This is a genomic window from Nonomuraea sp. NPDC004186 (genome assembly GCF_053603495.1).
Genome location: NZ_JBSGFQ010000085.1, coordinates 1 through 22084 on the forward strand (window position 1 = coordinate 1; position 22084 = coordinate 22084).

At 70.1% G+C, this 22084-nt stretch carries 17 protein-coding genes and 1 pseudogene; 8 read left to right on the top strand and 10 right to left on the bottom strand.

Features of this window, described 5'->3' with window-relative positions:
- Together ACWEPL_RS46120 and ACWEPL_RS46125 are read right to left on the bottom strand one after the other, a co-directional pair.
- Positions 1–141, bottom strand: a pseudogene (locus ACWEPL_RS46120) (deoxyribose-phosphate aldolase); the annotation flags it as partial.
- The gene (locus tag ACWEPL_RS46125) at positions 138–1178 is read right to left on the bottom strand and encodes a LacI family DNA-binding transcriptional regulator (RefSeq protein WP_350727607.1); all 1041 of its coding nucleotides are present in this window, start codon (positions 1176–1178) and stop codon (positions 138–140) included. The gene ACWEPL_RS46125 and the pseudogene ACWEPL_RS46120, both read right to left, overlap by 4 nt.
- 419 nt (positions 1179–1597) lie before the next feature.
- Between ACWEPL_RS46125 and ACWEPL_RS46130 the strand changes: the two genes are divergently transcribed.
- Genes ACWEPL_RS46130 through ACWEPL_RS46145 form a run of 4 tightly spaced genes read left to right on the top strand, consistent with a single transcriptional unit; the run spans position 1598 to position 6152 of the window.
- The gene (locus ACWEPL_RS46130) at positions 1598–2854 is read left to right on the top strand and encodes an alpha-L-fucosidase (protein ID WP_363984666.1); all 1257 of its coding nucleotides are present in this window, start codon (positions 1598–1600) and stop codon (positions 2852–2854) included.
- 24 nt (positions 2855–2878) lie between these two features.
- Positions 2879–4354 carry an ABC transporter substrate-binding protein gene (locus ACWEPL_RS46135; RefSeq protein WP_350727605.1) on the top strand — a complete coding sequence of 492 codons (1476 nt, stop codon included), beginning with the start codon at positions 2879–2881 and terminating at the stop codon, positions 4352–4354.
- Positions 4355–4356: 2 nt separating this feature from the next.
- The gene (locus ACWEPL_RS46140; protein ID WP_350727604.1) at positions 4357–5244 is read left to right on the top strand and encodes a carbohydrate ABC transporter permease; all 888 of its coding nucleotides are present in this window, start codon (positions 4357–4359) and stop codon (positions 5242–5244) included.
- Positions 5245–5252: 8 nt separating this feature from the next.
- A complete protein-coding gene (locus ACWEPL_RS46145) occupies positions 5253–6152 on the top strand; it encodes a carbohydrate ABC transporter permease (protein WP_452439960.1) in 900 nt (299 codons plus the stop codon).
- Positions 6153–6232: 80 nt separating this feature from the next.
- Here the strand turns inward: ACWEPL_RS46145 and ACWEPL_RS46150 are convergent, their stop codons facing one another.
- Positions 6233–7306, bottom strand: coding sequence for a Gfo/Idh/MocA family protein (locus tag ACWEPL_RS46150; RefSeq protein ID WP_452439961.1), 1074 nt, complete (start codon positions 7304–7306; stop codon positions 6233–6235).
- A 198-nt stretch (positions 7307–7504) separates the two neighbouring features.
- Between ACWEPL_RS46150 and ACWEPL_RS46155 the strand changes: the two genes are divergently transcribed.
- Both ACWEPL_RS46155 and ACWEPL_RS46160 read left to right on the top strand, forming a co-directional pair.
- Positions 7505–8536, top strand: coding sequence for a hypothetical protein (locus tag ACWEPL_RS46155; protein WP_350727601.1), 1032 nt, complete (start codon positions 7505–7507; stop codon positions 8534–8536).
- Between the two features lie 259 nt (positions 8537–8795).
- Positions 8796–10562, top strand: coding sequence for a DUF1996 domain-containing protein (locus ACWEPL_RS46160; protein ID WP_452439963.1), 1767 nt, complete (start codon positions 8796–8798; stop codon positions 10560–10562).
- A 57-nt stretch (positions 10563–10619) separates the two neighbouring features.
- Here the strand turns inward: ACWEPL_RS46160 and ACWEPL_RS46165 are convergent, their stop codons facing one another.
- From ACWEPL_RS46165 to ACWEPL_RS46185, 5 genes are all read right to left on the bottom strand, one after another.
- The gene (locus ACWEPL_RS46165) at positions 10620–11747 is read right to left on the bottom strand and encodes an NAD(P)/FAD-dependent oxidoreductase (protein ID WP_452439964.1); all 1128 of its coding nucleotides are present in this window, start codon (positions 11745–11747) and stop codon (positions 10620–10622) included.
- Between the two features lie 9 nt (positions 11748–11756).
- Positions 11757–12803: a Gfo/Idh/MocA family protein gene (locus tag ACWEPL_RS46170; protein ID WP_452439965.1), complete on the bottom strand. Its 1047-nt coding sequence runs from the start codon at positions 12801–12803 to the stop codon at positions 11757–11759.
- A 7-nt stretch (positions 12804–12810) separates the two neighbouring features.
- A complete protein-coding gene (locus ACWEPL_RS46175) occupies positions 12811–14460 on the bottom strand; it encodes a hydantoinase B/oxoprolinase family protein (RefSeq protein ID WP_452439966.1) in 1650 nt (549 codons plus the stop codon).
- A 14-nt stretch (positions 14461–14474) separates the two neighbouring features.
- Positions 14475–16532: a hydantoinase/oxoprolinase family protein gene (locus tag ACWEPL_RS46180; protein ID WP_452439967.1), complete on the bottom strand. Its 2058-nt coding sequence runs from the start codon at positions 16530–16532 to the stop codon at positions 14475–14477.
- 236 nt (positions 16533–16768) lie between these two features.
- Positions 16769–17833 carry a LacI family DNA-binding transcriptional regulator gene (locus tag ACWEPL_RS46185; protein WP_363984685.1) on the bottom strand — a complete coding sequence of 355 codons (1065 nt, stop codon included), beginning with the start codon at positions 17831–17833 and terminating at the stop codon, positions 16769–16771.
- Positions 17834–18161: 328 nt separating this feature from the next.
- Between ACWEPL_RS46185 and ACWEPL_RS46190 the strand changes: the two genes are divergently transcribed.
- Entirely contained in the window at positions 18162–19499 is a 1338-nt protein-coding gene (locus ACWEPL_RS46190) for an MFS transporter (RefSeq protein WP_452439968.1), read from the top strand.
- A gap of 3 nt (positions 19500–19502) precedes the next feature.
- Here ACWEPL_RS46190 and ACWEPL_RS46195 read toward each other — a convergent pair whose 3' ends face one another.
- Complete coding sequence (locus ACWEPL_RS46195) at positions 19503–20480, bottom strand: Acg family FMN-binding oxidoreductase (RefSeq protein WP_452439969.1); 978 nt, start codon at positions 20478–20480, stop codon at positions 19503–19505.
- 163 nt (positions 20481–20643) lie between these two features.
- Between ACWEPL_RS46195 and ACWEPL_RS46200 the strand changes: the two genes are divergently transcribed.
- Complete coding sequence (locus tag ACWEPL_RS46200; protein WP_350727597.1) at positions 20644–21051, top strand: pyridoxamine 5'-phosphate oxidase family protein; 408 nt, start codon at positions 20644–20646, stop codon at positions 21049–21051.
- Positions 21052–21347: 296 nt separating this feature from the next.
- Here ACWEPL_RS46200 and ACWEPL_RS46205 read toward each other — a convergent pair whose 3' ends face one another.
- Positions 21348–21989 carry a DUF305 domain-containing protein gene (locus ACWEPL_RS46205; RefSeq protein ID WP_452439970.1) on the bottom strand — a complete coding sequence of 214 codons (642 nt, stop codon included), beginning with the start codon at positions 21987–21989 and terminating at the stop codon, positions 21348–21350.
- Positions 21990–22084 lie beyond the last annotated feature (95 nt).

Here is a 22084-nt window from a genome sequence, read left to right on the forward strand (position 1 = left end):
GGTCTTGATCGAACGGGTGCCGAGCATCGCCGCCCGCTGGTCCGCGCCGACCCGGTCAACCCCGGGCAGGCCGTGCAGGAAAGCTCGCAACGCCGCCTCCGAAGAGGCCACGTCCGCGAGCGAGGTGGTCGCTACGCTCATCGCGATCGGGTCTTTCTCGTGCGTGAGGGGGCCGGCCAGCCGCCCGGCGGGGCGGTGGAGGCGCGTTCGATCAGCTTGGTGTCCAGGACGATGCGGCTGGCGCTGCCGCCGGCCTCGTCGGGGTCGAGCCGGCGCAGCAGCAGGCGCATGGCGAGCACGCCCTGCTCGACCATCGGCCGGTCGATGACGGTCAGGGGCGGCCTGAGCAGCGGGCCGGTGTCCAGGTCGTCGAAGCCGATCAGGCTGATCTGGCCGGGGATGTCGATCCGCATGTCGTGCAGCGCCTTGAGCACGCCCAGCGTCATGAGGTTGTTGGCGGCGAAGATGGCGGTGGGCGGCTCGGGCAGCGACAGCAGGGACAGCGTGAGCTGGTAGCCGCTGTGCTCCTTGAAGTCGCCGACCAGGTCGTACTCGGGCGGCACCTCGATGCCCGCCTTGGCGAGCGTCCCGACGAACCCCTCGCGCCGCAGCCGCCCGGGGGTGGTGTCCAGGGTGCCGCTGATCGCGGCCACCTTGGTGTGCCCGAGGGCCAGCAGGTGCTCGGCCGCCTGCTTGCCGCCGCCGTCGTTGTCGACCAGCACGGCGTCGAACCGTTCGCCGCCCGCCAGGTCGCGGTCCACGAACACCAGGGGCACGTCGGCGTCGCGCACGTGCAGCGGCGTCTGGTCCTGCTCGGTGGCGGGGGCGAGGATGATGCCGTCGACCCTGCGCACCAGGTCCGCCAGCACGTCGTCCTCCTGCTCGCCGCTCTCGTCGCTGTTGGCGAGCAGGATGCGGTACGGCTCCGTACGCGTGACGGACTCCATGCCCTTGACCACCGCGGCGAAGTACGGGTTCGTGATGTCCGGGACGACGACGCCGATCGTGTTGGTGCGCCCGGACTTCAGCGACTGCGCCGCGGCACTCGGCCAGTAGCCCAGCTCGTCGATGGCGGCCTGGATCGCCTCGTACGAGCGCACCCGCTGGCCCCGCAGGAAGCGCGAGACCGTGGCGGGAGAGACCCCCGCGCGAGCTGCTACGTCATGGATGGTGACCAAGTGAGCTCCAAACTGAAATCGATGTCAGTGATGATGGCAGGATCCGGCCACGGAGTGTCAATGGCATGTTTCCAAGTCGTTACTTCCACGGACATTTGCCCAACTCAGGGCCTCGTCCGGCCGCTCTCCCCCTGGACTTACTGAAACCGTTGTCAGTAGAACGGGCGTGGAGGAAACATCGGATGTAGTAGCACTCATCAGCGCGGCAGCAGATCCCCTGGAGTCCCCGCCCGACACTCCCGCCCGCTACCGGCTCAGTGCCAGGGCCTGGGCTGGGACAGCAGATACGGGCCAGGGTGCGCGACTGATTCGCAACTCAGGAAACCCTTGACCACATCCGATGTTTCGCCTACGTTACCCGCAAGTCGAGAGTTGCGAAATTTTTCGCATAGCGCCAACCACGACGGAGGGTGTCACGGATGTCCGATTCCCGTATCGACGAATTCCGGCAGCGCAGGTTCGGCCTGTTCATCCATTGGGGGCTCTACGCGCTGGCGGCCCGCCACGAGTGGGTCAAGCAGCGCGAGCACATGTCCGATGAGCAGTATCAGCGGTACTTCGAGCGCTTCGACCCCGATCTGTACGACCCCGACGCGTGGGCGGAGGCCGCGCAGCGCGCGGGGATGCGCTACACCGTGCTGACCTCCAAGCACCACGACGGCTTCTGCCTGTGGGATTCGGCCCTGACCGACTACTGCGTGAGCGGCACGCCGTACGGCAAGGATCTGATCGGCCCGTTCGTGCAGGCGTTCAGGGGCAGGGGCCTCGGGGTCGGGTTCTACTACTCGCTGCTGGACTGGCATCACCCGGACTTCCCGATCGACGGGCTGCACTCGTCGTACGTCGAGGGCGGCACGTTCCCCGACCGCGATGTCACGAAATATGCGGATTATCTGCATGGGCAGGTCGAGGAGCTGCTCACCCGCTACGGCCCCATCGACACGCTGTGGTTCGACTTCTCCTACGCCGGCCGGGTCAAGCAGGGCAAGCCGGTCTACGGCGGCAAGGGCAAGGCCGAGTGGCGCTCGGAGGAGCTGGTCGACAAGATCCGCCGCATCCAGCCGGACATCCTGATCAACAACCGTCTGGAGCTGCCGGGCGACTTCACCACGCCGGAGCAGTTCCAGCCCCCTGCCCCGCTGTCGACGGTCTGGGAGGCCTGCCAGACGCTGAACGGAAGCTGGGGTTACGACCGGGACAACAACGCGTGGAAGTCGCCCGGCCTGCTGATCCGGATGCTGATCGACTCGGTCTCCAAGGACGGCAACCTGCTGCTCAACGTGGGGCCCAACGGCCGCGGCGAGTTCGAGCCCCGGGCACTCGACACGCTGCGGGAGATCGGCGACTGGATGCGGCTGCACAGCCAGTCGATCCACGGCGCGGGGACGAGCCAGTTCCAGGCTCCCGAGCACTGCCGCTACACCCAGCGCGGCGACCGGCTCTACGTGCACGTCTTCTCCTGGCCGTACCGGCACCTGCACCTGCCGGGGCTGGCGGGCAAGGTCCGCTACGCGCAGTTGCTCAACGACAGGTCGGAGATCCGCATGTGGGCGCCCGACCCGAAGGTCGACAACGGGAACGTCAACTTCTTCACGATCCCCGAGGGCACCCTCACCCTCGAGCTTCCCGTGGAGCCGCCGGACGTGGCCGTCCCGGTGATCGAGCTCTTCCTCTGAACAGGCTGAAAGGCGATACCCCCCATGGACAACCCCCTGCGCGGCCTGAACACCACCGGCCTGAACCGGCGCCAGGTTCTCAGCCTCGCCGCGATGGCGGCGGCGGCCGTACCCCTCACCGCCTGCGGGAGCGGCGAGCGCACCCGCCAGGCCGGCCCGGCCTCCTCGACCGCCTCGGCGTCCGGCAACTCCGCGGTGATCAACCCGGACCGGCCGGAGAGCGCGCTGTTCCCCTACGCCGAGGCGGAGAAGCTCTTCGACTCGCTGCCCTGGCCCAAGACCAACGTGCCGGAGCCCACGTCCAAGGTCACCGTCACCGTCGCGATCATCCCGGGTCAGCGGCACGAGGTGCGGCACGCGCAGTTCGCCAAGTTCATCAAGAAGCGGCATCCGAACATCGAGATCAAGGTGGAGGTCACGCCGTTCGACGACTTCCGCACCAAGTACCTGACGGGCGCCGCCAGCGGCGTGCTGCCCGACATCATGTACTCGCAGTTCCAGTGGGGGCAGAGCTTCATCAAGAACAACCTGTACCTGCCGCTGGACGACTACATCGCGGCCACCCCCGAATTCAACCGCGCGGACTTCTCCAAGGCGGCGCTCAGCTACTGGGAGCGTGACGGCAAGCTCTACGCGCTGGGCACCGACTCGGCGCCCAAGCTGCTCTTCTACAACAAGGAGATCCTCGACAAGGCGGGCGCCAAGGCGCCCGACGCCTCCTGGACCTGGGACAAGCTCATGGAGGCGGCCCGCGGGCTGGTCTCGGGCACGGGCGCGCAGAAGGTCTTCGGGTTCACGCCGGTGCCCAAACCCACCAGCGACCTCACCGCGACGTTCCTGCTCGCTCACGGCGGCCGTTACCTGACGGCCGACGAGACCAAGTGCGTGATCCAGGAGCCGGCCAGCCGCGACGTGCTCAAGCGCTGGATCGACCTGCTGATCAAGGACAAGGCGATGCCCGACCTGGCCGAGACGCAGGCGACGGCGAAGGTGGAGCCGTTCACGCTGGGCCGGGGCGCCCTGTACGTCGGCGGCGCGTGGAACATCGTCACCCTGCTCACCCTGCCCGCCGAGCAGCAGTTCGAGTGGAGCCTGACGCACGTGCCCAGCGGCCCCGAGGGCCGCTTCACCCCGGTCCTGGGCAGCGCCTTCGGCATCACCAGCAGGACGCGCAACCCCGAGGCGGCGTGGATCGTGCTCAACTCCCTGCGCTCCTACGCCGGCCACCGCTTCTTCCTCGACACCCCGCCGTCGCGGCTGTCGGCGTTCGAGGAGAACCTCCAGGACCTCAAGCTCGACAAGGAGGTGATCGACACCACCAAGGACTCGCTGCACAAGTACGGCACCAGCGACGGCGTGCTGAGGCTGCCCGCGACGCCCAAGCTCGAGGACCTCACCAAGCCGATCTGGGAACGGGTCATGTCGGGGTCGTTGTCGGTGGACGAGGGGCTCAAGCAGGTCACCGAGCGGGTCACGCCGATGCTCGCGGAGAACGTCTGATCATGGCCGCCTCCCCGCTGGTCCGGCGCGAGGCCCGCCGGTTCCACCTGTTCGCCCTGCCGTGGAGCATCGGCTTCGTCTTCTTCACCGGCGGGCCCATCGTCGTGTCGCTGGTGCTCAGCTTCACCCGCTACGAGCTGCTGTCGTCGCCGCAGTGGGTGGGTCTGGACAACTACGCCCAGCTGCTGCGCGACCCCGACTTCTGGATGGCGACGAAGAACACCGTGTACTTCGGCGCCGCCTCCGCCGCGGCCGGTGTCGTCTACAGCCTCGCCGCGGCGCTGCTGCTCAACATCAAGGTGCGCGGGCAGGCGATCTTCCGGACGATCATCTACATGCCGTCGGTGATCTCCGGCATCGCCACCGCCCTCCTCTGGATCCACGTGCTCCATCCCGACTACGGTCTGGTCAATTACCTGATCGGCCTGGTGGGCATCCAGGGGCCCGGGTGGCTGACCGACGCGAGCTGGGCGATCCCCGGCCTGGTCATCATGACCACCTGGACCACCGGGAACGCGATGATCATCTTCCTGGCCGGGCTGCAGGGCGTGCCCGCCTCGCTGTACGAGGCCGCGCACATCGACGGCGCCGGCTGGTGGAGCAGGTTCAGGCACGTGACGGTCCCGATGATGTCGCCGGTCATCTTCTTCAACCTGGTCGTGGGCTTCATCGGCAGCCTGCAGGCCTACCAGCTCATCCTGTTCATGACCGACGGCGGGCCGGCCAACTCCACCCTGGTCCTGGGCCTGTACGTCTACCGCTACGCCTTCAAGTACTTCGAGATGGGCTACGCCTCGACGATCGCCTGGGCGCTGTTCTTCCTCGTCATCGTGTTCACCGTGATCCAGTTCGCGCTCGCGCGCCGCTGGGTCCACTACGAGGCCAAGTAGGTCACCAGATGGCAATCAAGGTCCTGCCCGCACAGGCCCGCCCGGTGGAGAAGCGGCCCGTGGCCCCCGCGCAGGCCGAGCGGATCCGCCGGGTCCAGCGCCTGACGGCCTACGCGCTCCTCGTCCTGGCCTCGGCGGCCAGCCTGCTCCCGCTGCTGTGGATGCTGACCACCGCGCTCAAGCCGTCCGGAGCCGTGCTGGAGTTTCCGCCGAGGTTCCTCCCCGACGTCTTCACCTGGTCCAACTTCCCCGACGCGTGGACGAGCCTGCCCTTCAGCACCTTCCTGGTCAACAGCGTGGCGGTGACCACGCTGTCGATCGTGGGCAATCTCATCTCCTGCATCCTGCCGGCCTACGCCTTCGCGCGGCTGCGCTCGCGGGTGCGCGGCATGGCCTTCGCGCTGATGCTGGGCACGATGATGATCCCCGCGCAGGTGGTCATCGTGCCGAGGTTCCTGCTGTTCTCCCATCTGGACCTGGTGGACACCTTCTGGCCGCTGTTCCTGCCCAACTTCTTCGGCACCGCGCTGTACATCTTCCTGCTCAGGCAGTTCTTCACCACGATCCCGCAGGAGCTGGTGGAGGCGGCGCGCATCGACGGCGCGGGGGAACTGCGGATCCTCTGGCGGATCATGATCCCGCTGTCCAAGCCGGCGATCGCGACCGTGACGCTGCTGTCGTTCGTCGGGGCCTGGGGGGAGTACATCGATCCGCTCATCTACCTGCGCTCGACGGAGAACTACACGATCCCGCTCGGCATCTCGCTGTTCCGCGGCCAGTACGCCGACGACTACAACCTCATGATGGCGGTGTCCATCCTCGCCCTGGTCCCGGTCATCGTGGTGTTCCTGGCGGCGCAGAAGTACTTCATCAGGGGCATCATGCTCACCGGCATGGCGGGGAGGTAGGAAGTCTCCGCCCGCGCCTTTCGAAACATGGCGAAAGGCGCGGGCCCCGCGCCGCGCCGCCGTCGCTGAGAAGGCATCCGTCAGCCCGCCCACGCCTCCTTGCCGGTCGTGACCGGGCCGCCGGTCTTCGCCGACTCCTGGACGGTGAGGCTGATCAGGTGGTCCTGGCAGGCCTCGGCCAGCGGGTACGGCGGCGGGCCCTCCTGGCGCGCCCAGGCGCCCGTGCGTTCGAGGAGGTCCGCGACCGCGATGTCGTCGTCCGACCGGGACGTGCCCTCGAACGGGTTGCGGTAGACCACCCGCCCGTCGAAGCTGATGTGCTTGAGGTCGCGCAGCTCCAGGCTGAGGTCGACGCCGGTGTCCCGCCGGATCAGCGCGGACTCCACCGGCGTCGTGGGGTCGACCAGCCGGATCACCCGGTCGTCGACCAGCTCGCCGATCGAGCCGCGCACCACGATGCGCCGCATCCGCAGGGGGTTCCACCACTGGTTGTCGGTGAAGTCGTACAGGCCCATCCTGCCGCCGAAGTCGAGGGTGGCGATGGTCGTGGTCAGCCGCTGCGGCGTGTCGTCGCCGGTCCACCCGCCGAACCCCAGCGGGTCGGCGAGCGGCGCCTCGAACGCGCCGGCGCGCACCTCGGCGGCGTCGAACCCGACGCCCAGCAGGCCGCGGATCAGCGACACCGCGTGGTAGAGGTGGGTCGAGGAAATCTGGACCGAGGTCGGCTCGCCGATCACGCCCTCCCGGACGAGCGCCAGCCGGGCCGCGTGCCCGGGCATCAGCAGATACTGCTCGGCCACCTGGACCAGGCCGGTGGCGCCCACGTCCCGCCACAACGAGCGCAGCCCGGCCAGGTCCGGCGCGGGCGGCGTCTCGGCGAGGACCGGAATCCCGTGCCCGGCCACCTCGCGGATCGCGTCCGGCATCGCGGCCCACGGCACCGCCGCGGCGAGGTAGTCGGGCCGCTCGTGCCGCAGCAGCTCGTCGATCGAGCGAAAGGCCGGTACGCCCCACTCGGCGGTGACCTCGTCGCCCCGCTCCGCGCTGCGGGTCACGACGCCGCCGACCCGCAGCCGGTCCGGCATCGCGGCCGCCAGCCGCAGGAAGAACCGGGTCCGCCGCCCGCTGCCGATCGCGCCGAACGTCGTGGTCATGAAACCGGACCTCCTCGGGAGCCGGAGCGATCTCGTGCCGGATCGACTCCGGAACAACATACTCGGCAGGCTCTGTCTCGCCCCGTCCGGGCGGCCGCTCGGCGAGAACAACCGACGGTGAACATTTCCGAACGGGCTGTCAGCGAAGGAGCCCTTAGGCCAGAATCGGTGAAGACCGTAATCGAGGAGGTTTTCCCTGTGCGCGCCGTTCTCACCGCCGTGCTCGCGACGCTCATCCTGTTGGCCACCGGGGCCGGTTCGGCCGGAGCCGCTTCATCCCGATCGTCCTTGCCCGGAGGAAAGGCCAACTTCGTGGTCACGCAGGGCTTCCTGCGTGCCTCATCCACTCAGAACTGGGTGCGTCTGGGGACGTACCAGTTCAAGGCCAACGGCACCGTCAGCGCGAACACCTACCTCTGGTGGCAGCGCAACCCCGAGGGCAGGCAGGCCACCGGTGTCGTCCCCGACTCCAGCTGCTCGACCAAGGCGGGCGGCTCCAGCACCCGGGTACGCGCCTGCGACGTGCTGACCGCTCCCGGCTTCCCCGGCTCCCCGGACGAGGCCCGCACGGGGACGTACACCGTGGCCGGCAACGTGGTGAGCATCAGGTGGAAGATCGCCCAGACGTGGACCGAGAAGTGGCGGGTGCAGCTGTCGCCTGACCGCAAGCTCGCGCAGCTGCAGCTCGCCGACAGCAGCCTGGCCACCAACGGGTACGGCTACGGAAGCAACGCCTCGCTCACCACCCGCCGGGCGATGAGCTCCGTGCGGGCCTTCGCCGGAGCCCTCAAGCAGGACCTGGTCTCCTGGTCGCGCAACACCATCGTGAAGTCCGACGGCCAGGTCTTCAAGCAGTCCTCCTTCCGCAGCTGCGCCACCACGACCTGGTGCCTGACCTACCTGCAGCCCTCCTCCCCCGGCGCCTGCCAGAAGGCCGGCGGCTGCCCCAACTTCGGCGGCGGCACCAAGGCGAACGTCAGCTCCATCCAGTACTACCTCACCAAGATCTCCAACAACGATCGCCGTGACACCCTGTGGCACTGGTGCACCTGCCTGGCCATGGAGAGCAAGACGTTCTGCTATTCGGGCAACTCGCACATCAAACCGCTGTTGCAGATCATCGACGACAGCGGAGCCTTCCGCGGCTGGGTCGGCGCCGAGGCCTCGTTCTACAACGGGTCCAGGTCCAAGGACATGATGGCCGTGTTCCGCATCTCCGACTTCCGCTGACGTCCGCGCGCCGCTCCTGACTGTCCCGGGTCACGGATTTGTCAACCACGATTCTCGGTAAATAGTCGAACTGCTCCCGTATGGCCTCGCGTATCTCCCGGAGACCGGACTTCCACCCGGGTCATGAGACTTGAAGGAGCAACACATGCGGAATCCGCTCGGGGGGAGCCGACTCAGGTCATGGCGAGCAGTCGCTTCCTTAGGGGGAAGCATCGCACTTGTCCTGGCCGGCTCCTCACTGTCGGCGCAGGCGGGCACGATGGCGGCGGCGCAGACCATCGTCTGCCCCAGCGTGGCGGACAAGCTCCCTGAAATACCGGCGGCCGCCAGGGCCGAAGTCGACAGAAACCTGGCCCTCCTGGAAACCCAGATCCAGGAGGCCAACAACCGACTCGGCCGCTCAGCCGGAGAAGGAGGCCCCAACTTCGTCCAGAACGCCATCCTCGGCCCGCTGGCCGACAAGCGCGCCGCCACCCTCGACCGCATCGCCATCGCCATCGGCCGCACCGGCCAACGCCCCACCGGCCTCAACAACCTGGCCACCTGCAGACTCACCGGCACTGCCGATGGCGGCAACAACGGCAATAACGGCAACGGGGGTAACGGCGGGAACGGTGGGAATGGCGGCAACGGAGGTAACGAGGGGAACGGCGGCAACGGCTCGACCCAGGCGCCGAACCCCGGGAACACGGTGAGGCCGACCCAGGGAACAGGGTCGGGATCCGGGCAGACCATCGTCTGCCCCAGCGTCGCGGACAAGCTCCCCGAAGTCCCCGCGGCCGCCAGGGCCGAAGTCGACAGAAACCTGGCCCTCCTGGAAACCCAGATCCAGGAAGCCAACAACCGACTCGCCCGCTCAGCTGGAGAAGGAGGCCCCAACTTCGTCCAGAACGCCATCCTCGGCCCGCTGGCCGGCAAACGCGCCGCCACCCTCGACCGCATCGCCATCGCCATCGGCCGCGTCGGCCAACGCCCCACCGGCCTCGGCAACCTGGCCAACTGCACGCTCGGCAACGGCGGTAACAACGGCAACGGTGGGAATGGCGGCAACGGGGGCAACGGCGGAAATGGGGGGAACGGCGGCAACGGCTCGCCCAGCCCCAGCCCGACCGGTGGCCAAGGCGACGGCAACGGCAACGGTGAGGACCCCGCCAACGGCGTCGGGCCGTTCGCCCAGGACTTCGTCGACATCCGGCAGGTTCAGCCGGGCCAGTCCAACCTCGCCGAATTCGGGGCCGGCAGGAACGGCTCCCGCGGCACCTTCGTCGCCCAGTGCGGAAGGAACGAGAACCGTCACAACAACTCGGACAACTTCATCGTCACCCCCGGCGTGAGCGACGGGGCGCACCACCTTCACGACTACGTGGGCAACCTGACGACGGACGGATTCTCCACCGACGAGAGCCTGGCCGCAGGCGGTACGACCTGCCAGCGCGGCGACAAGTCCGCGTACTTCTGGCCCGTGCTCAGGGACCGCACGTCGAACGAGAACGCCGACGACGAGCACGGCAACATCGGCCGGGTGCTGACGGCCCGCTCCGTTCAGCTCCAGTTCCGCGGCAACGCGAGCTCCCAGGTCACGGCCATGCCGAGGTTCCTCAGGCTGATCACCGGCGACGCCAAGGCCGCGACGAACGGCGGGGGCAACGCCCGCGCCGCGTGGACCTGCACGGGATTCCAGAACCGGATCACCGACAAGTACCCGCTGTGCCCGCGCGGCAGCCAGGTCGTCCGGATCCTGGACTTCCCGAGCTGCTGGGACGGCCAGAACATCGACAGCGCCAACCACCGCACGCACGTGGTCTTCCCCGGCCAGAGCGGCGCCTGCCCCCAGGGCACCCAGGCGGTTCCCCAGCTGCGCATGACCCTCGCCTACTCGGTGCCGCAGGGTCAGTCGTTCGCCGTGGACGCCTTCCCTGAGCAGAAGCACAACCCGATCACCGACCATGCCGACTTCGCCAACGTCATGCCCGACAACCTGATGCGCGTCGTCGTCGACTGCATCAACCGGGGCCGCCGTTGCTGATCTGACACCCGGCCGGACCACCCCCTTCCCGGGGGCGGTCCGGCCGTTCGGCTCTGATCATCCGGTGGCGAAACGCTCGGGGCGGAAGTCCTTCAGGAGCGGATGCCTGGTGCCGGTGAGCACCTCGTAGGCGGTGAGCTCGCCGGCGATGAGTCCCAGCGTCGCCCCCGAGTGGGTGAACGCCACATGGCACCCCGGCACCGCCTCCAGCTCGCCGAACACCGGCTCGCCGTCCCCCGGAATGGGTTTGCGGCCGAGCCGCCACGACGCCGCCCGGAGGGAGACCTCCCCCTGGAGCAGGGCGGACGCCTCGGCTAGAAGTTCCTTGACGTACGCCTCGTCGATCGAGCAGGAGCCGTCCTCGTGCTCGACGATGTGCTCCTCGTACCAGGAGTGGTCGATCGCGAACGTCGAGCCGGGATGGGGCCGCATCGCGGCACGTGGGGTGTTCAGCACCGTCACGGCCTCGGTCTCGACCGGCTCCGTGACGACGAGCATGGACAGCGGGGACGCGTCCGGGAGGTTCACGCCGAGCTCCGCGAGCACGGAAGAGGTCTGCGCGCCGCAGGCGACGACGACGGCGTCACCGCTCCAGGACGTGCCGTCGGCGGTGCGTACGCCGCGTGCCCGGCCGTCCTCCACGATCACCGAGCAGCGGCCCGCGCCGGTGACGAGCCGTCCCCCGCGCCGGACCAGCTCGTCCGCGAGCTCCTGGATCAGGTGCGGCAGGGAGACCCAGCCCTCGCCCGGGTTGTGGATCGCGAGCCCGCCACGCGGACCCGGCCGCACCCCGGCCACCCGCCCGCCGACGTCCGCCCGGTCGAGGAGGTGGGACTCGTAGCCGCGGTCGATCTCGTGCTCATGCCGGGCGCGGGTCCGCTCGGCGCCATCGGGGGTCGTCCACCACAGGCCGCCGTCGAACCGCAGCCACTCCAGGGACGGGTCGGCGGCGAACCGCGTGCGGTAGCGGTCGATGCCGAGCAGGCGCAGGAGATGGTACGGGCCGGACCGCGCGCCCGCCGAGTTGAGCCAGGACAACGAGCGGCCCGACGCCCCGCTGGCCAGCTCCGCCTCGGTGACCAGGACGACCTCGGCGCCGCCCCGCACGAGGTGCGCGGCGGTGGACACGCCGAGGATGCCGCCCCCGAGGACGACGACGCGCGCGGGCGCGGTGGGATCTGTCACGTGACTCCCTCACTTCTTCGCGTTGGTGTGCGCGCGCTCGATGACGTCCAGGACGTCGACCGCGTCACCGGGATCGACGGGCAGGTCCGCGCCGTCGCGCAGGGCGAGCGCGAGCAGGCGGTAGAACTCGGCGTAGCTCCCGCGCTCGGGCTCGACGGGCGTCGTCTCGCCGCCGTGGCCCAACCGGCCCCAGCTGTCCTCGGGCTCCCGTCCGAACGCCGGGTCGGCCGGGCTCGTCCCGGCCTTCAGCGCGGCCTCCTGGCCGTCCAGCCCGTGCTTGACGTACCCGTTCCGCGAGCCCAGCACCCGGAACCGGGGGCCGGGCAGGGCCGCGACGCTGCTCATCGTCAGGCGCGAGCTCACGCCGCCGGCGTGCCGGAGGATCACGACCGTGTCGTCGTCGGCGTCGCAGCCGGGGCGCGGGTCGCGGCGGTTGACGTCGGCCAGGACCTCCGTCACCGGGCCGAACAGCTGCAGGGCCTGGTCGATCAGGTGGGTGCCCAGGTCGTAGAGGATGCCGCCGCCGTCGGCGACGCCGGTCTCGCCCTTCCACCCGCCGAGCCCGTCCGGGCGCCACCACTCGAAGCGGGACTCGAAGGCGTGGACCGTGCCCAGCCGCCCGTCTTCGATCAGGCGCCGCAGGGTGCGGAAGTCGGCGTCCCAGCGGCGGTTCTGGAACACCGTGAGGCGCCGTCCCAGCTCGGCCGCCAGCGCGATCAGCTTTCGTCCTTCGGCGGCGGTCGGCGTGAAGGGCTTGTCGACGACGACGTCCAGCCCCGCCCGCAGGGCGTTCCCGGCCAGCTCGACGTGCGTCTGCGGCGGCGTGCCCACGACGACGAGGTCCAGGTCGGCCGCGTGGGCGGTGACGGCGTCAGCGGTCGCCGCCACCGTGGCGGACGGGTGGGCCGCGCGCGCCGCCGCCTGGCGGTCGGGATGGCCCGTGACGATGAGCCGCAGGTCGTACGCCGGGTCTGCGGCGAGGAACGGCGCGTGGAAGAAGCGGCCGGCCGTGCCGAAGCCGATGACAGCGACGCGAATCGGGGAATCGTTGCGCATGTCTTCCTCAGCCCTCCAGGCCGTAGGCGTCGCGGGCGGTCTCGGCCGAGATGACGCCCTCGCGCAGGTCCTTCTCGACCAGCTCGGGCGCCCGGCACGCCGGCGGGCCGTACCCGCCGGCGCCCGGGGTGGTGATCGTGACGACGTCGCCGGTGTTGAGCACCGTGTGCCCGTGGTCGATGGGCCGGGCACCCTGGCTGACCGCCCAGCCGCCGCTCGCGCCGGGCCCGCCGCCGAACAACCCCCACGGCCGGGACCGGTAGCGGGTGCCGTCCAGCCAGAACCCGATGCCGTCGGCTTCGACCCGCACCACGCGCCTGATGGCCATGCCGCCCCGGAACTCGCCGACGCCGCCGGAGCCGTCGACCAGCTCGTAGGCCTCCACGGTCAGCGGATATTCCTGTTCGAGGCTCTCGACCGGCAGGTTGCTGGTGTTGGTGACGTGCACCTGCACACCGTCGAGACCGTCCTTGGTGGCGCGGGCGCCGGACCCGCCGCCGATGGTCTCCAGGTACACGAAGTACTTGCCGGTCCGCGGGTCGAGCCCGTCGAAGTGGAAGCCGGTGTTCGAGCCGTTGTGCGCGGCCGTGACCCGGTCGGGCAGCGCGGGGGCGAGGGCGCCGTGGATGAGGTCCACGACCCGCTGGCAGGTCTCGGTGCGGGCGTTGACCGCGGCGGGGGCGACGGCGTTCAGGATGCTGCCGCGGGGCGCGTCGATGTGGATCGACCGGATGACGCCGGCGTTGGGCGTGATGTCGGGATCGATGAGCGTCTTCACGGCGTAGTACACCGTGCTTTCGAGCGCGCCGTACACCATGTTGACGCTGGCCCTGACCTGCGGCGGGTTGCCGGAGAAGTCGAAGAAGAGCTCGTCGCCGCGCACGGTGATCGCCACGCGGAGGGTGAGCTCCTCGTCGAGCTCGGGGCAGTCGAAGCGGTCCTCGAACGTGTAGACGCCGTCCGGGACCTCGCGGATGGCGGCCCGGGTCTGGCGGTCGGCGTGGTCGAGCAGCGCCTGCGCGGCGGCGGCCATCGTCGGGATCGAGTGCCGCGCGCACAGCTCCCGGTAGCGGATGACCGCCGCCCGGTTGGCCGCCAGCTGGGCCTGGAAGTCGGACCGGCGCTCGTCGGGGACCTGGCAGTTCAGCAGGATCAGATCGAACAGGTCCGTCTGCAGCTCCCCCGCGCGCAGCAGGCGTACCGGCGGGATGCGCAGGCCCTCCTGGAAGATGTGCGCGTGCCCGCGGTCGCCGAAGTCGGCGTGGTGGGCCAGGTTCGCCGCCCAGGCCACCAGCCGGCCGTCGTCGAAGATCGGGCAGGCGAGCACGATGTCGGGGATGTGGGTTCCGCCGCCGCTGTGGGGGTCGTTGGCGACGAACGTGTCCCCGTCGGCGATCTCATCGACGGCGTAGCGCTCCACGATCTTCCCGACCACGCCCATGAGGACGCCGAGGTGCGCCGGGTTGTGCTCGCCCTGCGCGATCAGCCGGCCCTCGGCGTCGAAGAACCCGGCGGTGCAGTCGCGGCGTTCCTTGATGTTCGTGCTGTACGCGGCCCGCACCATGGTCTCGACCATCTCCTCCACGATGGAGGCGAGGGCCGCTCCGATGACCTCGACGGAGATCGGGTCCAGCGGGGTCGTGTCGGTGGTGTTCATGACGCTCCGGGTGCTCACAGGTGGATGACGAGGTTGCGATGGGCGTCGACCTCCGCGGTGGAGCCGGGCAGGACGAGGGTGGTGGTGTCCATCTGCTCGACGATCGCGGGGCCCTCGACGACCGTCCCGGGCGCGAGCGCCGCCCGGTCGTGGACCAGGCACTCGTGGAAGCCGCCCAGCTCGGGCAGGTAGACGGCGCGCTTGCGGGGCTGCTCCCCCTCGGGACGGCCGCCGACGACCGGGCTCGACGACGGCCGCGCGTCGATCTCACCCCAGGCCTGTACGCGGAACGTGACTGCCTGGACGGGGCTGCCGGGATTGGCATAGCCGTAGGCCCGCTCGTGCGCCGCGGCGAAGTCGTCGAGCGCGGCCGCCACGCTCTCCGCGGTGACCGGCCCGGCAGGGAAGGCGACGGTCAGCTCGTGGTTCTGGCCCGCGTAGCGGAGATCCACCTGGCGGCGCGCGCCGCGGGCCCGCTCTTCGATGTCGCTCGCCTCGAACCATTGCTCCGCCTGCGCGTCCAGCTCGGCGAAGACGGCCGCGACGTCGCCTGCCGACGGGTCCGCCGCGCCGAGTGCCATCGGCATGACCGCGGTACGCGAGAAGTCGCTCCTGACGTCGGTGAGCAGCAGGCCGAGCGCCGACAGCGCCCCCGGCGACTCGGGCACGAGGATGGTCGCCATGCCGAGCTCCGCCGCCAGCCGGGAGGCGTGCAACGGGCCGGCCCCGCCGAAGGGCACCATGACGTAGTCGCGCGGATCGTGGCCCCGCTGGACGGAGATGACGCGGATCGCCCGGGCCATGTTGGCGGTGACCACCCTGATGATCCCCTGCGCCGTGTCCTCGACGCTCATGCCGAGCTCAGCGGCCAGCGTGCCCACCGCCCGGCGCGACGCCTCCGGGTCGATCTTCATGCGCCCGCCGAGGAAGTACTCCGGGTTGAGGACCTGCAGGACGACGTTCGCGTCGGTGACCGTGGGCAGGTCCCCGTGGCCGTAGCAGGCGGGGCCGGGGAAGGCTCCGGCGCTCTGCGGGCCCACCTTGAGCAGGCCGCCGCTGTCCAGGCGCGCCACCGAGCCGCCGCCGGCGCCGACGGTGTGGATGTCGAGCATGGCCGTACGGATCGCGCGTCCGTCCAGGTCCAGGCCGGAGCTGGTCCTGGGTGCGCCGGACTGGACGAGGGAGACGTCGGTGGACGTGCCGCCCATGTCGAAGGTGATGATGTCCGGATGTCCGGCGGCGGTCGCCAGGCGCGCCGCGCCGACGACTCCCGTACTGGGGCCTGACAGGACCATGCGGACGGGGTACTTCTCGGCCTCGGCGAAGGACACCACGCCGCCGTTGCTCTGGGTGACGTACGGCCGCACCGCGAGCCCCTTTTCGCCCAGTCTTTCCCGCAGCCGCGCCAGGTAGCCGGAGACCTTCGGGCCGAGGTAGGCGTTGGCGACGACGGTCGACAGCCGCTCGTACTCGCGGAACTCCGGCAGCACCTCGGACGACAGGGAGACGTAGGCGCCGGGGAACTCCTCCTCGATCCACCGCGCGAGGTGCCGCTCGTGGTCGGGGAGGACATAGCTGTACAACAGGCACACGGCGACGGCTTCGGCCCCCTGGTCGCGCAGCCGGCGGATCTGCTCGCGGACCTCGTCCTCGTCGAGCGGGGTCCGCACGGTGCCGTCGTGCCTGACCCGTTCGGTGACCTCCAGGCGCAGGTCGCGTGGCACGAGAGGGGCGGGCTTGTCGGCCTGGAGGTCGTACAGCCTGGGGCGGCGGCCGCGGGCCAGCTCCAGCAGGTCGCGGAAACCGCGGGTGGTCAGCAGGCCGGTCCGCGCGCCGGTCTCGGTCAGGAGCGCGTTGGTGCCGACGGTCGTGCCGTGCGCGAAGTAGGAGATGTCGGCGAATCGGCCGTCGCCGGCGATGCGGAGCAGCTCGGAGACGCCGTCGATGATCGCTTTGCCGGGGTCCTCCGGGGTGCTGGAGACCTTGAAGACGCGTAGTTCGTTGCGTTCTGTGTCGTAGAGACAGATGTCGGTGAAGGTGCCGCCGGTGTCGACACCGATGCGAAGGGCCATCGCCTTCGTTTCCTCTCGCCGGAGTTCGGCAGTTGCGACGTTCTTCGGGAGAACGTTCTCTGAACGTAGCCACCGATGCGCGGCACCGTCAAGGCGGCGATCGCCCCGCGCCGGGTCTCGCCGAACCCCCGGGGCTCGCTCACGGCGCTCGCGGTCACGGGGTTCGCGGTGGACGGGCCGAGCGGGACGCGGGCCGGCGGGGGCCCTGGGGCCGCGGCAGCGGGCGGGCCGGTGTGTCAGGCGGGGGGTGCCGCGACCGAGCCGCGGACGATCAGGGACGACTGCAGGATCGTCTCGCTGGGGGCGCTGCGCGGGCCCGGGCCGGCCAGCCGGCCGAGGAGGACCGTGCCGGCCGCGGCGCCGAGGTCGTACGCCGGCTGCGCGACCACCGACAGCTGCGGGCGCACCAGGGTGCTCCACTCGTGGTCGTCGAAGCCCATCAGGCTGATGTCCTCCGGGCAGCGCCGGTCACCGTCCATGATGGCGCGGAAGGCTCCCCCGGTCATGACGTTGGTGGTCGCGAAGACGGCCGTCACGTCCGGCCTGGTGACGAGCAGGTCGCGCACCCGCTCGCACGCCGCGTCGGCGTCGTCGCAGCGCAGGACCCATCCCGGGTCGCAGGTGACGCCCGCCTCGTCGAGCGCGTCCAGGTAGCCCTTGAACCGCAGCGAGCTGGGGAACTCCGCCGCGCTCCTGCGCCGCCGGGAGGAGGGGCCGTCGCCGGGCGTGGCCGAGGTCACCACCGCGACCGCGCGATGCCCCAGGCCCAGGAGATGGCCCACGGCCCGTTGCGCGGCGGCCCGGTTGTCGAGCAGCACCGAGTCGACGGGCCCGGCGCCGTCGTTGCGGCGGTCGAGCAGCACCAGCGGAACGCCCGCCTCGCGGACCCGGCGCAGGTGGCCGCCCTCGGAGACGCTGGCCGAGGCGACGATCATGCCGTCGACGCGCTTGGCCATCAGCGCCTCCACCGCCGAGCGCTCCCGCGCCAGCTCCATCCTGGTGCTGACCAGCAACATCTCGTAGCCGGCGGCCCGCGCGCGGTCGGAGATCCCGTTGACCGCGCGGGCGAAGAAGGGGTTTTCGATGTCGCTCACGACCACGCCGATGACGCGGGTCGAGCCGGTCACGATGCTGCGCGCCACGTCGTTGGCCCGGTAGCCCAGCCGTCGGGCCGAGTCCTGCACCCGCCGCACCAGCTCCGGCGACGGGGTGCCGTAGCCGCCCAGCACCCGGCCGGCCGTGGCGGGCGACACTCCGGCGTCACGCGCGACATCGATGATCGTCGGTCGCCCAGCGGCCACGTACAGCGCCTCCCCCGCTCCGATGGTGGCGGCCCGTCCACGGCCTCGACGATCATCGTAGCGGCCCGCACTTGAATACTAGGTGACGAGTGCTTGACACATCGTCACGCCTGATTCTAGCTTCATGGGAGAACGTTCTCCCGACTGTGCCACCCATGCGCGGTCCGCCACCGCCCGGACGCGGCACCCGCCACGACGACCCGCGCCCGCCGCGCCAGGCTTTCACCAGCGAAGACTACCCGCGCCGACCAGCTCGTCCGCGCCGGCGGCGGGCCCCTCGACCACCTTTTACGTCGCCGCCGCATCCACCGTTCCACGAGGAGACCCCATGAGCACCCCCGTAGCCAACGACCCGGACGTCGTCCACACACCACGGGCTCGCCGGCGCCTGTTCGCCTCCACCATGATCGGCAACGCCGTCGAGTACTACGACTTCACGCTGTACGGGACGCTCGCCGCGGTCATCGCCTCGCACTTCTTCCCGGAGGGTGAGACCACGGCCGCCCTGCTGGCGGCGTACGTGGGGGTGGCGCTCTCCTACTTCATCCGGCCCATCGGCGCGATGGTCCTCGGCCCGCTGGCGGACCTGAAGGGCAGGCGGCCCGTCCTCGTCCTCACGATCGTGCTGATGACGGTCGGCACGGCGGGCATCGGGCTGCTGCCCACGTACGCGGCCGCCGGGGTCGTGGCGCCGGTCCTGCTGCTGACCGCGCGGGTCGTGCAGGGCCTCGGGGCCAGCGTGGAGTTCACCACCGCGGCGAACTTCCTGCTGGAGCACGAGGACCGGCGGCGCCGCAACTACGTGCTGGGCACCCTGAACTCCACCGCGTCGATCGGGTCGTTCCTCGCGGCCGGGGTGGCGTTCCTCCTGACCCAGACCATGTCGGCGGAGGCCTTCGCGAGCTGGGGCTGGCGGATCCCGTTCCTGCTGGCGATCCCCCTGTCCGCGGTGGCGGTCTACATCCGCAAGCGGCTGAGCGAGAGCCCCGAGTTCGAGGCGGTGCAGCGCCTCACCGAGCAGCAGAAGGTCCCCCAGACCCCGCTGCGGACGGCGGTGCGCTACTACTGGCCCGACATGCTGCGCTCGATCGGGCTGAGCGCGGGCCAGCGGATCGGGTCGTTCGTCATCCAGGCGTACTTCGTCACCGCGCTGATCAGCGCCGGCTTCCCCACCTCGCTCGCCCTGCTCGCGTCGATGATCACGTACGTGGTCGGCCCCGTGCCGAGCATCTACGGCGGCCACCTCGCCGACAAGTACGGCGCCCGCGTGCCCCTGCTCATCGGCTACGGGCTGTTCATCGTGCTGACGGTGCCCACGTTCATCGGCATCGGCAGCGGCTCCATCCTCATCGCCGTGCTGGCGGTCGTGGGCTTCACGATCATCAACAACATCATCTCGGCGCCGATGATGGCGGCCGCCATACTCAGCTTCCCCCCGGAGGTCCGCTCCAGCGCGGCGGCCCTGAACTTCAACGTCGCGACCTCGCTCATCGGCTCGACCGCCGGTCTCGTCGCCGTCTGGCTGCACGACATCACCCAGAGCGACGTGACCTTCGGCTGGTACATGACCGCCTTCTGCCTGCTGTCCTTCCTGATCGCCATCTTCGCGCTGCCGACCGGCGCCCGCCGCGAGCTCCCCACGAACCTCCTGGCCGAGCGGAAGTGACCGCTACATCGTCGCCTCCGACACCGAGCGGCGGACCGACCCCTTGTCGTCGGAGGTGACGCCCAACCGCATGATCATCTGCGGGTACTCGTCCGAGCAGAGCTCGTGGCGCAGGAACTCGCGCAGCAGATCCATCTCCAGCGCCTGCGTGTGGAAGGCGGCGCTGACACCGTAGGCGGCGGCCTCCAGCAGGACGTGCTGCAGCGCCTGCCCGGCGTCGATCCACTCCTGGCGGCCGTCGCCCCGCGTGGTGAGCAGCGCCACGACTCCGGCACACGTCTCGGTCCGCTGGTCGGCCTGGCTGCCCCAGTCGTGCCCCCAGGAGTAGTCGCGCTGGGGGAAGTCCGGGTCCGTGCGTACCGCCTGGCGGGGGTAGCCCTCGGCGGGCACCCCGTCCTTGCGGGCGCTGCCCGGCGGCCGGGCCCAGCGGACCACCTCCAGGCTGAAGCGGCGGTCCTGCGCCTGGATGCCCTGCGCGGCCTGGGTGAGGGCGGCGATGACCCTGACCGCGTCCGGGGAACGGACGGGGGTCAGCCTGGCGCCCTCCTCCATGGCCGCGCGGGTCAGCCGTTCGATCAGCCTGTCGGGCACCGGCACGTCGGCGAAGCCGGCGCGGTGGGTGCGGCGCCGCTCGATCTCCTTGCCGAGAGTCTTGAGGGACTCGTCGGGGGCCATTTCGGCGCCCGGCCGGAGCCTGGCGAGCAACGAGGGGCGGTCCGGGTCCGGCAGCGTACGCACCACGGGCTCCCAGCCTTCGCAGCGCATGGCCGTACGGAGGGTGTAGAGCGCCGCGCCGCAGCTGATCAGCAGCTCGCGGCCGGAGGTGTCGCTGACGCGCAGTTTTCTGTCCGGGTCCGCCCGCAGGCTGATCTCCTCCCCCGAGGTCGTGAAGATCCAGGGCTGCGTGTTGTGTATGGACGGCGCCCAGCGCGCGGCCTCCAGCGCGGTGTCGATCGCGTGCTTCGCCGATAGGACAGCCATGGCTTCCACCTCCGTCGGGCCCTCTGTCCAGCCCATCACACCCTCCGCTTCCGGATCAGGGCCGAAGGTCCCCGGCCGCCAGGGCCGTCAGGCCCTCTATCGGCGGTGACGAAGGGACTTTCGCCTCTAACGCGGAGGTGGCACCAGCAGGGAAGTTAAGGGTATGCAGCTCGATTCGTCCGGACTTCAGGTGCTCTCCCGCGAGGAGTGTCTAGGCCTGCTGTCCACGACCCCCATCGGCCGGATCGTGTTCACCGAACATGCCCTGCCGGCCGTGCAGCCGGTCAACTTCCACCTCGACGGCCGCTCCATCGTGATCCGGACCTCGATCGGGTCGAAACTGGCGGCCGCCACGCGGCACGCCGTGGTGGCCTTCGAGGCCGACGAGTTCGATTCCGAGCTGCGTACGGGCTGGTCCGTCACCGCGGTCGGGCAGGCGCGGGCCGTGACGGACCCGGACGAGATCCACCGGCTGGCGGCGCTGCCGTTGACCACCTGGGTGCCGGGGAACCGGGACCACTACATCGTGGTCGACGCCCAGGAGGTGTCCGGCCGGCGCATCACCCCCTGAGGGCGCTGCTGTTCGCGCGTTTGACGAATCCAGGAAAAAGCGCGGGATTCATAGCAAGCCATCAGGCAACAGTAATAGCAACATCACTGTCTGTAATCGGGGTGAAGCAATGCGCAAAGTGATCATTCTGACTGTGGCCGTGGCCGCCGCTGCCGCGCTGACGATGGCGGGCCTGGCGGTCCTTCGAGGCGACTCGCGTTCGGCCAAAGCCCGCTAGGCGGACCTGGGGCCAGGACCCCGAAGTCCCGCAGTTCGCGTCGCGGGCTGCGGGAAGGTCGCGGGCTGCGGGAAGGCCGTCACTTCCGCATCCCGCACGGCATGCTCCAGCCCTTGAACCAGTGGGCCAGGTACCGCTGCATCCGGAACATCTCGGCATGCCGGGTGTCGCGCATCCTGACGGCGAAGCCGGCGGTCTCGGCGTGCGTTGCCCGCCCGGACATCAGCAGTTGCTGGGACATCGACACCGCGGCCATGTGATGCGGAATCATGTCGAGCAGGAACGCATTGTCCAGCGCGTCGCCCGACAGCTCGGACAGATCGCGGATCATCGGCTGGTAGCCGGTCGCCATCCCCGAACGCCCTGGATACCACTTGTCCAGCCAGGCCCTCATCGTGGCGATGTCGGCGCTCTGCCGGGCGATGATCGAGGCTCCGAGAGCGCGCATCTGCGGCCGGTCCGAGCGCCGCAGTTGCCGGGCCGCCGTCACGGCTTCTTGATCGTGAGCCACCATACGGGCCAGATAGCCGGCCTCGTCGGTGACGTTCATGCTGCGCGTCGACCCGTACGGCCCGGTCAGGCTCCGCTCCGTCGGTGTGGCGTTGCGCTGCTCGACGATGGCCTGCTGGGCGATGCCGGTGGCCGTTGCGGCAAGGCCGGTGACCGCGACGGCCGCCAGCGCGGAACCGGCCGCGATCCCCGCCACTGCCGAACGTTTCATCTCGGCTCCCCGTGTTCGATTCCCCTTCCTCTCCTATGCTCCGGGGTGGTTCACCGCGCCCGACAGGGCCTTATGCCCCATACGATCAGGACCAA

What these genes read in the sequence shown, in the direction of transcription:
- ACWEPL_RS46130 (WP_363984666.1), top strand. Translation starts at nt 1,598, where the DNA reads ATGTCCGATTCCCGTATCGACGAATTCCGGCAGCGCAGGTTCGGCCTG.
- ACWEPL_RS46135 (WP_350727605.1), top strand. Translation starts at nt 2,879, where the DNA reads ATGGACAACCCCCTGCGCGGCCTGAACACCACCGGCCTGAACCGGCGC.
- ACWEPL_RS46140 (WP_350727604.1), top strand. Translation starts at nt 4,357, where the DNA reads ATGGCCGCCTCCCCGCTGGTCCGGCGCGAGGCCCGCCGGTTCCACCTG.
- ACWEPL_RS46145 (WP_452439960.1), top strand. Translation starts at nt 5,253, where the DNA reads ATGGCAATCAAGGTCCTGCCCGCACAGGCCCGCCCGGTGGAGAAGCGG.
- ACWEPL_RS46150 (WP_452439961.1), bottom strand. Translation starts at nt 7,306, where the DNA reads ATGACCACGACGTTCGGCGCGATCGGCAGCGGGCGGCGGACCCGGTTC.
- ACWEPL_RS46160 (WP_452439963.1), top strand. Translation starts at nt 8,796, where the DNA reads ATGGCGGCGGCGCAGACCATCGTCTGCCCCAGCGTGGCGGACAAGCTC.
- ACWEPL_RS46170 (WP_452439965.1), bottom strand. Translation starts at nt 12,803, where the DNA reads ATGCGCAACGATTCCCCGATTCGCGTCGCTGTCATCGGCTTCGGCACG.
- ACWEPL_RS46175 (WP_452439966.1), bottom strand. Translation starts at nt 14,460, where the DNA reads ATGAACACCACCGACACGACCCCGCTGGACCCGATCTCCGTCGAGGTC.
- ACWEPL_RS46180 (WP_452439967.1), bottom strand. Translation starts at nt 16,532, where the DNA reads ATGGCCCTTCGCATCGGTGTCGACACCGGCGGCACCTTCACCGACATC.
- ACWEPL_RS46190 (WP_452439968.1), top strand. Translation starts at nt 18,162, where the DNA reads ATGAGCACCCCCGTAGCCAACGACCCGGACGTCGTCCACACACCACGG.
- ACWEPL_RS46195 (WP_452439969.1), bottom strand. Translation starts at nt 20,480, where the DNA reads ATGGCTGTCCTATCGGCGAAGCACGCGATCGACACCGCGCTGGAGGCC.
- ACWEPL_RS46200 (WP_350727597.1), top strand. Translation starts at nt 20,644, where the DNA reads ATGCAGCTCGATTCGTCCGGACTTCAGGTGCTCTCCCGCGAGGAGTGT.
- ACWEPL_RS46205 (WP_452439970.1), bottom strand. Translation starts at nt 21,989, where the DNA reads ATGAAACGTTCGGCAGTGGCGGGGATCGCGGCCGGTTCCGCGCTGGCG.